The following is a 9,102-nucleotide window of genomic DNA, read 5'->3' as shown; positions in this document are numbered from 1 at the left end:
GCCCAGTGCCAGGTTGGGGGCGGCGAAGCGGGCGACCTGGTAGTAGGGGAAGTTCCAGGGCATGATCCCCAGGATGGACCCGACGGGCTTGCGGCGGACGTAGGCCTGGTCGGCGGGATCGGTGCCGCGGAGGGGTTCGTCTGCGAGGAAGGCTTCTGCGTGTTCGGCGTAGTACCGGTAGATGAGCTGGCAGAGCTGGAGTTCGCCCTTGGCCTCGGCGATCTTCTTGCCCATCTCCTGGTGGATGATCTCAGCGAGCTCGTCTGCCCGTTCGGCGTAGAGGTCGGCGACTCGGTTCAGGACCGCCGCCCGCTCGGCGACCGGCCGGGCCGCCCACTCAGCGAACGCGTCATGGGAGGCCTGCTGGGCGGCGGCGATCTGCTCGTCGGTGGCGGTGGGGTATTCCTCGACGACCGCACCGGTGGACGGGTTGAGAATCTGATAGATCGACATGATGTGCACTCCTCTGTGCTCGTGTGTCCTGTCCTTACTGCTGCTCCGGCCGCGGATCGACCGTCGCGTCCTCCTTCAGGGAGATCCCCCTGACCCAGAACCGGGTGAGGAGATCGACCATCTCCTCACTGGGCTGGCGCCCGCGCCAGCCCAGCTCGGTCTGGGCGAAGTAGGTCATCATCGAGACGATGGCGAGTCCGGCCTCGGCGGGATCCACCTCCGGGTCCGCGATCCCCCGCGCCTGCTGCCGCCGGATGCCCTTGGCGATGCGGCGCGCGAAGCTGTCGCGGATGAGCAGGCGCACGGTGCGGAAGGTGGGGTCGTGGTGCGCCACCTGCTCGATCACGAGCGACAGGCCCATCGTCTGCCGGAAGGAGTCGAGGAACTTCCGCACCGAGGCCTCGATGCGGTCGCGCACCAGCGGCACATCGAGCTCGCTCACGTCCGTGCTGGTGAGCCGCGATTCGATGGAGCGCTCGATGATCGCGGCGAAGACCGCCTTCTTGCTCTTGAAATGCGCATAGAAGGTCCCGCGCGAGACATCCGCCTCCTGCAGGATGTCCTCCACCGCGCAGTCGACGTACCCCCTCCGCACGAGCGCGCGGGTGGCGGAGTCCAGCAGATGCTGCCTGGTGCGGAGACCGCGTCTGTTCTTGGGCTCCGCCTGCGCCGTCACCCCGCTCCACTGGCTCAGCGCCCTCGTCACGTCCTCGATGTCCGCGTCGACCGCTGCCGGAAACTTCCCCTGTGGTTGGCTCATGCTCCGATTGTGTCGCCCGCGGGGATCGTTCGCCATACGCACGACGTTCTCGGTCTCACTGCCGGTCAGCGGCATGGGCGGCCTCACTGTCCGCGCAGACGCTGCGCCTCGGCGGCGGACAGGCCGGCCAGCCTCCCCAGCACCTCCACCTGGTCCGCCCCGACGGCGGGCGCGGGTGTGAGCGGTTCCTCACCGCAGCCGGCGGACATCCTCAGCGGATTGCCCACGGTCGGCACGCGACCGTTCTTGGGATGGTCGACGTAGCGGATCATCCCGCGCTCGATGAGATGGGGGTCCGCGTCCACCTCGCGCAGCTCCTTCACCGGCGCGCAGGGCACCTTATGCGCGCCGAGCCGCGCCGTGAGCTCCTCGCGGGTGAGGGCCGAGGTCGCCTCCGTGAGCGCTGTGTCGAGCGCGTCCATGTGATCGGCGCGGTCGTGCACCGTGGCGAACCGCGGGTCGTCGAGCAGCCCCTCGATCCCCAGGGCCCGGCACACGCCCTGCCAGTGCGCCTCGGCCGCGCTGATGATCGCGAGCCAGCCGTCCGCCGCCCGGTAGACGTTGTAGGGGGCCATCGCGAGGCCGGAGTGCCGGTTGCCGGTGCGCTGTGGCAGCTCGCGGTCCGGATAGTTGTACAGGCCGCTGAGCGCGGAGGTGAGCATGGGGTAGATCGTGTCGTGCATCGAGACCTCGACGCAGCGTCCCCGGCCGGTGAGCTCCCGGTCGTAGAGCGCGGCCATCGCCGCGCCGAAGAGGTGGATGCCGCCGGAGAAGTCCGTGAATGCCGGGCCCGCCTTCACCGGCGCGCCGTCCTGGAACCCGCTCGTCGCGATCGCGCCGGACATCGCCTGCACCGTGAGGTCCATCGCCGGCAGCGCGGCATAGGGCCCCGAGGAGCCGTAGCCCTTGCCCGAGGCGACGATAAGCCGCGGATTCCGCGCGAGCAGGGTCTCCGGCCCCAGTCCCAGCCGTTCGAGGGCACCGGGGGCGTAGTTCTCGATGAGGACGTCCGCGGAGTCCGCGAGCCGCAGCAGCGCCTCCCGCCCGTCCGCGGACTTGAGGTCGAGGGCGACGCTCTTCTTGTTGGAGTTGAGCATGATGAACTCCTGCGGGTCCGCATCAGCGCGGGCGCGCCCGCGCAGCTTCTCCCCCGAGGGCGGCTCCACCTTGATCACCTCCGCCCCGAGATGGGCGAACATGAGTCCGCAGTACGGCCCGTTGTAGATGTGCGCGAGCTCGATGACGGTCAGCTCAGCGAAGGACGAAAGCATGGTGCTCGTGGTCTCCGGTTCGGTCGGCAGGGACGGCGGCGGTCAGCTCGCGAGCGCGCGCAGCTCGGAGGTGCAGGACTCGGCGGTGCGCGTGAGCTTGTCGAAGACCGCCAGCACGTCCGTGCCGCGGCTCAGCCCGTCCGGCCCCCAGACGGTCAGCGAGAACACGCAGGCGCCGTCACGGTCGAACACGGGGGCTGTCGCGGAGTGGAACTCGTACTCCCCAGCCCGCTCGACCTGCGCGGTGTTGAAGTGCGCCGAGGCCGCATTGATCGCCGCGGACAGCCGTCGCCGGTGCTCCCCCGTGGGTTCGAGCCCGCCCGAGGCCGAGGCGATCTCGATGGCCGAGCCGGTCTCGTGGCCGATGCCGAAGGCGTAGCCGGACTCCCGCACCGCTTCCAGGCCGCGCTCGAAGTTGCGGCGCGCCGCATCATCGGCGTCATCGTGGATGCGCGACATCCACAGCGCCTCCGTCTCGGGACCGCCGAAGGCCGCGAACACCCCGCCGATCGGCGGCATGAACGGCACATGCCGTCCCACCCGGTGATTGCGGGCTGATCGCCTGTCCGTGCCGGCCGCCGCCACGGTCACCATGTCCTCGTCGACCATGCACATCGCCGTGATCTCCGTGGAGAGATCGTTCGCGAGCCGCTCCATGTGCGGGCGGATGCGGTCCAGCTGGGCGACCCGGGCCGAGGAGATGCCCGTCCCCATCGCCATGGAGCCCGGGCGGAAGGAGCCGTAGCCGCCGCGGAAGAACAGCAGCGGGAGGTGCGAGCGGAGCGTCTCGAGCGCCTTCACCCGGCCCACCACGATGTCATGGTCGCCGCCGTCGAACACATCCTGCGTCTCGCAGTCGATGAAGGCGATCGCATCCGCGAGGCGGGGGTTGCCGTGCGCGGAGAGCGACCAGTCGAAGCCCTCGAGCTTGTCCGTCTTGCGCTTCGCGACGGCCCGGCAGACGTCCTCCTGCGTGTTCCCCAGGATGTTCACGCCGAACCTCGTGCCGCTCGCGCGCAGCGCAGCCCAGGACGAGGAGGTCTTCTGTGGCAGGAAGGCCACGAGCGGCGGCTCGAGGGAGACGGAGACGAAGGAGCCCACCGTCATCGCGACGGCCTCGCCCGCGGGGTTCGCCGCCGTGACCACCACGACACCGGTGGGGAAGGAGCCCAGCACCCGGCGGAACTCGTCACTGTCGAAATCGCTCATCACATTCGTCCTTTCACTTCCGGCCTGCGGCCAGGATCCGTGCGGCGTTGCCGGTCATCATCTGCTCGATCTGGACCTCGGCGACCCCGCGGTCGCGGAGATCGGGCACCACCTGGTTCATGATGGCGCGCGCGTCCCACAGCGGCAGGTTCGTCCGCCGGTGCTCATCGGGGAAGTTCATGCTGAACACGGAGGAGTCCGTCGCGAGCACCATCCGGTCCGCATATCCCAGCTCGCACATGCGCACCACGGTGTCGATGCGCTGCGCATAGGGCAGCCGGGACTCCAGGCCGAACCGATCCATCCCCAGCACGGAGCCGCGATCCGCGATCCTGCGCAGCAGGTCGATGTCGGTCGTGTCGCCCACATGGCCGATGACGACGCCGGCGAGGTCGATCCCCCGCGAGGCGAAGTAGTCCTGCTGCGCCAGGCCCGTGCCGTTGTCCGTGTCCGAGTGCGTGAAGATGGGCGCCCCGGTCTCCAGGTGGGCGTCGGCGACCGCCTGCATGACGGTGCGCACGCCGTCCGTCATCCCGTACCGGTCCGCGGAGCACTTGAGGACCGCGGCCCGCACGCCGGTGCCGCTGATCCCCTCCCGGATGTCCCGCACGAACATCTCCGTGAGGGGGTCAGGGCCGTCGAAGAGGCGCCCGGGCCCGTTGATCTGCGCGAACACGGGCGCCTCGTGATAGGTGTACCAGCCAGTCGCCACGAGGATGTTGAGATCCACCTGCGCGGCGATCCGCGCGAGCACGGGGACGTTGCGGCCCGTGCCCATGACGGAGAGGTCCACGAAGGTGTCGATGCCCGAGGCCCTCACCCCGTCGAGCACCTCGACGGCGCGGGAGACCATCTCCTCCACCGGGAAGAGCTCCGGGTAGTTGATCATCAGCTCGGCGTTGAGCACGAACACGTGCTCGTGCATGAGGGTGCGGCCGAGCTCCTCCGCGGAGATCTCGCCTCTCAGGGTGGGGATCACCTGGGGTCCTCCTGGTTCGGTGGGTGGTCGGGGCTGGCGGCCGGCTCAGCCGGGGCTGCTGAGCCGGCCGCACTCAGCTGGGCATGCTCAGCTGGGACGCTGCGGCAGGATGATCTCCTCGAACATGCGGTCGGAGATCGCCTGCAGGTACTCCCGGTCCTCGAAGTCCTCGCTTCCCTGGTACCAGGAGGAGAAGTCCTCGAAGCCTCCGTCATCGGTGTAGCCGAGCTCCTCGGAGACGGCCGTCCACTTGTCGATACTCTCCTTCACCGCGGCGTTGAGCGCGGCGCCGTCGAGATTCTCGGAGTCCTCCAGACCGGCGAGCAGGGTCTCGTTGGCCCCCGTCAGCGCCGCCTCGGACTCCGCGTCCAGGTACTGTGCGCTGCCGCCGGCGGCGGTCGCCGCATCCGAGGTCTCGCGCACGGCCTCGAGCGCGTTGAAGAACTCCGCGCTCGTGTACTCGCGCTGGCGGTCGAAGATCAGCTGCTGGGCCACGAGCGGCAGCTGCTCCCACGAGGAGCCGGCCACGAGCGAGCCCGGGCCGGGGGCGAAGCTCTGCTCCTGCGGGAAGTAGACGTTGGGCGCGACCTCCAGCCAGCCCACGGCCAGGGCCGTGGCAGGCGACTGCAGCGAGCAGTCGAGGATCCCGCGCTGGAAGGCCTCATAGCCCTCAGCGAGCTCGATCGAGGTGATCGTGCCTCCCAGCGCCTCGACCTCGGTCTTGTGCGAGGCCGCATTGCCGCGGATCTGGGCACCGCTGAAGTCCTCCGCAGAGGCCCGCTCGTCTGCGCACACCATCGAGATGTTGCCGCCCGGATTGGCCGGGTTGATCACGTGCAGACCGCGGCTCGCGAACTCCTCCATGATCTCCGGCGTGCCGAAGGAGACCTCCTGGAGAGCGGCGTGGGTGACGATCTCGCCCACGAGCGGCGTGGAGGGGACCTGCACCATCGAGGTCGTCATGTCCACGAAGCCGGGCATCTCCTGCGGCTCGTACGTCGTGTAGTAGTGCGCCATGTCGAGGCGCCCATCCACGAGCGCCGCCGGCACCTCCGTGGGTGCCGCGACCGCACCGGCGTAGTGGATGTTGACGGTGATCTTCCCGCCCGACCACTCCTCGAGCGACTCCGCCAGCTGGCGGTCGCGCAGCGAGGCCGCCGCCTCCGGATTGGGCGAGGCGACCTGGAAGTTCAGCTCGATCGGCTCGACCTCCTCGAACGCCGCCTGGTACTCCTCCATCGTCGCGCCCGCCTCGACGCCCTCACCGCCGGCGCTGTCGCCGCCTCCGCCGTCCGCCTTGGAACAGCCGGCCAGCGCCAGGCCCGCCACCAGCGGCATCGCCGCCAGCCTCGTGAATCTGCTTCTCATCGTGAATACTCCCTCGTATGCGCGCACCTCTCCGTGCGCTCACGCTCCGCCGCTGCCGCGTCCTCGCGGCAGCGGGTGCTGCTGTGCTGGTCGCTTCAGCTCGCGCTGCTCTGCTAGTTGCTTCAGCTATCGCTGCTGTGCTAGTTGCTTCAGCTGCCGCTGAAGTGCCTGATGGCCCCCTTGAGGCCCAGCTCCGCCATCTGCTCCTTCACCCGATCGATCGACTCCGCCGTGTGCGAGATCGAGTCCCATTCCGCACCGGCCCGCAGCGCCTCGGTGAAGCCCTGCCGGTCGAACACCCTGTTCAGCGCGTTCTTCTTGAGGTAGAGCAGGTCCAGGGGCGTCTTGCCCACCCGGCGCGCCATGGTCTCGGCGGTCTCGGCCACCTCGGCCGCGGGGACGGCGCGGTTGGCCCAGCCCAGCTGAGCCGCCTCGACGCCCGTCATGCCGTTGCCGGCGATGTAGCTGAGCTCCTTCGCCTTGCGCATGCCGATGTGCCAGAGCGAGACGGTGCTGAGCAGGCCGCCGCCCAGCGGGATCGAGGGCCAGCCGATGTTCGCGGTCTCGGACACGATCACGAGGTCGCAGCAGGCCACCAGCATGGTCGCCCCGCCCAGGCAGTGCCCCTCGACCGCCGCGATGAGCGGCTTGGGGTACTTCCAGATCCGCTCCCACAGGTCGATCTTGTCCTGCAGGTTCCGCCAGTCCGCGTAGGCGCTGGACGCCGCGTAACCGGAGACCACGTCGTAGCCGGCGGAGAAGTTCCCGCCGCTGCCCGTGAGGACTACCGAGGAGATCGCGTCATCGTCGGCGAGGGCGTCGAGCGCGGTGAACAGGTCGTCGAGCAGCTCGTTGTTGAAGGCATTGAGCTTCTCCGGGCGGTTCATCGTCACGACCGCATAGCGCCCGGCCTCATGCCGCTGAGTGGATACGAGGGACATCCGTCACTCTCCTTCGAATCGGACTGCCGTCTTCGCCTTGAAGGCGGCGACGGAGTTCTTGTGGTCCCGGGTCGTCGAGGTCACCGCCGAGGCGAAGGACTCGAAGTCCCAGGTCTGGGCGAAGCTGAGATCAGCTGCGGCCTGCACCGCCTTGCGGGTGGCGAAGAGCGCGGCGGTCGGCCCCTCGGCCAGCGAGCGGGCGAAAGCGTGGACGCCCTCGGTGAACTCCTCCGGGGCGAAGGCCTTCGCGGCGATCCCCAGCTCGAGCGCGCGCCCGGCATCGATCACCTCGCCGGTCATCGCGTAGTACATGGTGGTGCGCGCGCCGATCTGCTGGCTGAGCAGATAGGGGACGGCGCTGTCCGGGGCCAGTCCGCGCTTGACGAAGCCGAACTGGAAGCGGGCGGTGGAGCTGGCCACGATCATGTCCGTCGCCAGCGCCAGGCCGAATCCCGCGCCCACGGCATGCCCCTCGACCGCGGCGACGGTGGGCTTGCGCACTCCGCGCAGCAGCTCCGCGAGCTCGCGCCCCAGGGCGATCCTGCCCGCACTGTGCGCGGGCGTCGCGGGGCCGCCCATCCTCTTCACATCGCCGCCGGCGGAGAAGCTGCCGCCGCTGCCGGTGAGCACGAGGCACCGCACGCGCGGATCGTCGTGCGCCTCGAGCAGCGCCGTCCGGAGATCCTCGCGCAGCTCCGCGCTCAGCGCGTTCCTGGCCTCGGGCCGGTTCATCCGCACATAGAGCACGCCCTCGCGCAGCTCCCTCTCGACGAGGCTGAGGGGCGCGAAATCGGCCGCGTCACCGGAAACCGCCCGCACGTCGTCAGGCTCCCTCGTCCCGCTCACAGCGCCGAATCCCCCGCCAGCATGCGCTTGGCGATCGTCCTGCGCTGGATCTCCGAGGTGCCGTCGGGGATGCGCAGCATCCGCGCGAAGCGGTAGCCCGCCTCCAGGCCGAGCTCATTGGTCAGCCCGAGGCCGCCGTGGATCTGGATCGCCTCGTCGAGCACCCGGCCCACCATCTCGGTGCAGCGGGCCTTGATGATCGAGGTCTCCTTGATCGAGGCCTCGCCGGCGTCGACCATCTCCGCAGTCCGCAGCACGGCGGACTTGCACAGGTAGATCTCCATCGCCATCTCCGCGAGCTTGGCCTGGACCATCTGGTGCTCGCCGATGGTCCTCCCGAAGGTCTTGCGCGTGTTCGCGTACTCGACGGACATGTCCAGAGCCCAGCGGGCCAGTCCCACGCAGGTCGCGGACATCGTGAGGCGGCCTCGGCTGATGCCCCCCAGGGCGAGCTTGAGGGCCCTCCCCTCCTCCCCCACGATCTGCCGCGGGGTCACGCGCACGTCCGTGAGCGAGATGATCGTCGCGTTCGAGCCCCGGCTGCCCATCATCGGGATGCCGGTGTCGACGGAGAAGCCCTCGGCGTCCGTGTCGACGAAGAAGCAGGTGATGCCCCCTGTGCGCGCCCTGAAGGCCTCCGGGTCCGTGATCGCGAAGACGAAGGCGTGGCTCGCGTGCGCGGCATTGGAGATCCACTGCTTCTGGCCGTTGAGCACCCAGCCGCCCTCGACCGGGGTGGCCTTCGTCTTGAGGTTGAAGACATCCGATCCGGCGTCCGGCTCCGAGAGCGCGAAGCAGAGGGTCGCACTGCCCGCGGCGATGGCCTCGATCCGCTCCTCGCGCAGCCCCTCGTCGAGCTGGAGCAGCAGCGGGGAGAGGCCGTTGGTGAACGGCGAGGGGATGACCGATTCGTGCACGACCGAGCGGCCCGGCCCGTACCTGTGGTGCATGGCCTCCTGGACCGCGACGATGCCGGAGGCGGAGAGGTTCCCGCCGCCCAGCTCCTCGGCCCCGTAGAGCGAGTAGAAGCCCGCCTCCGCGGAGAGCTCCCGGACCCGCCTGCCGATCTCCCGGTACTCGGGAGTCATGAGGCCGCGTTCGTCGTAGACGCGGGTCTCATCGGCCAGGAGCTCCGCGTGCTCCTGTTCGATGGGCGCGACGGCCTTGTCGACGAAGCCGAAGAGCGCGTCGATGATCTCGCGGTGCTCCTGGGCTTCTTCCGTTGTGATGCCTGGCATCTGTGACCTCTTCGTGTGCTGTGTCAGACGTGGGGGT

9 protein-coding genes are annotated in these 9,102 nt (G+C 69.4%); all 9 read right to left on the bottom strand.

The window, feature by feature from the left end:
- The coding region (locus K318_RS0110350) for an aldehyde dehydrogenase family protein (RefSeq protein WP_029089437.1) at positions 1-453 on the bottom strand (453 nt) is incomplete at its 3' end.
- Positions 454-487: 34 nt separating this feature from the next.
- A complete protein-coding gene (locus K318_RS23730) occupies positions 488-1,213 on the bottom strand; it encodes a TetR/AcrR family transcriptional regulator (RefSeq protein ID WP_169721460.1) in 726 nt (241 codons plus the stop codon).
- Between the two features lie 83 nt (positions 1,214-1,296).
- Positions 1,297-2,484, bottom strand: a complete 1,188-nt coding sequence (locus K318_RS0110340; protein WP_035281371.1) for a CaiB/BaiF CoA transferase family protein — start codon at positions 2,482-2,484, stop codon at positions 1,297-1,299.
- 42 nt (positions 2,485-2,526) lie between these two features.
- The gene (locus K318_RS23725) at positions 2,527-3,693 is read right to left on the bottom strand and encodes a flavin reductase (protein ID WP_051297827.1); all 1,167 of its coding nucleotides are present in this window, start codon (positions 3,691-3,693) and stop codon (positions 2,527-2,529) included.
- A 13-nt stretch (positions 3,694-3,706) separates the two neighbouring features.
- On the bottom strand, positions 3,707-4,672 hold the full coding sequence (locus tag K318_RS0110330; RefSeq protein ID WP_029089435.1) for a phosphotriesterase family protein: 966 nt from the start codon (positions 4,670-4,672) through the stop codon (positions 3,707-3,709).
- An 87-nt stretch (positions 4,673-4,759) separates the two neighbouring features.
- Complete coding sequence (locus K318_RS0110325) at positions 4,760-6,040, bottom strand: type 2 periplasmic-binding domain-containing protein (protein WP_156913922.1); 1,281 nt, start codon at positions 6,038-6,040, stop codon at positions 4,760-4,762.
- A 149-nt stretch (positions 6,041-6,189) separates the two neighbouring features.
- Complete coding sequence (locus tag K318_RS20975) at positions 6,190-6,981, bottom strand: enoyl-CoA hydratase/isomerase family protein (protein WP_051297826.1); 792 nt, start codon at positions 6,979-6,981, stop codon at positions 6,190-6,192.
- A 3-nt stretch (positions 6,982-6,984) separates the two neighbouring features.
- Positions 6,985-7,827, bottom strand: a complete 843-nt coding sequence (locus K318_RS20970; protein WP_156913920.1) for an enoyl-CoA hydratase/isomerase family protein — start codon at positions 7,825-7,827, stop codon at positions 6,985-6,987.
- A complete protein-coding gene (locus K318_RS0110310) occupies positions 7,824-9,065 on the bottom strand; it encodes an acyl-CoA dehydrogenase family protein (protein WP_051297824.1) in 1,242 nt (413 codons plus the stop codon). The genes K318_RS20970 and K318_RS0110310 overlap by 4 nt, the downstream gene beginning before the upstream one ends.
- Between the last annotated feature and the right edge of the window lie 37 nt (positions 9,066-9,102).

This window comes from Brevibacterium album DSM 18261 (assembly GCF_000426445.1).
GTDB classification, from domain to species: Bacteria; Actinomycetota; Actinomycetes; order Actinomycetales; family Brevibacteriaceae; genus Brevibacterium; species Brevibacterium album.
Note: the sequence above shows the minus strand (reverse complement) of the source record. Positions and strands in the feature narration are given on the sequence as shown.

Coding starts and splice junctions, on each gene's coding strand:
- K318_RS0110325 (WP_156913922.1), bottom strand. CDS start 6,040: ATGAGAAGCAGATTCACGAGGCTGGCGGCGATGCCGCTGGTGGCGGGC.
- K318_RS23725 (WP_051297827.1), bottom strand. CDS start 3,693: ATGAGCGATTTCGACAGTGACGAGTTCCGCCGGGTGCTGGGCTCCTTC.
- K318_RS23730 (WP_169721460.1), bottom strand. CDS start 1,213: ATGAGCCAACCACAGGGGAAGTTTCCGGCAGCGGTCGACGCGGACATC.
- K318_RS0110340 (WP_035281371.1), bottom strand. CDS start 2,484: ATGCTTTCGTCCTTCGCTGAGCTGACCGTCATCGAGCTCGCGCACATC.
- K318_RS0110310 (WP_051297824.1), bottom strand. CDS start 9,065: ATGCCAGGCATCACAACGGAAGAAGCCCAGGAGCACCGCGAGATCATC.
- K318_RS20975 (WP_051297826.1), bottom strand. CDS start 6,981: ATGTCCCTCGTATCCACTCAGCGGCATGAGGCCGGGCGCTATGCGGTC.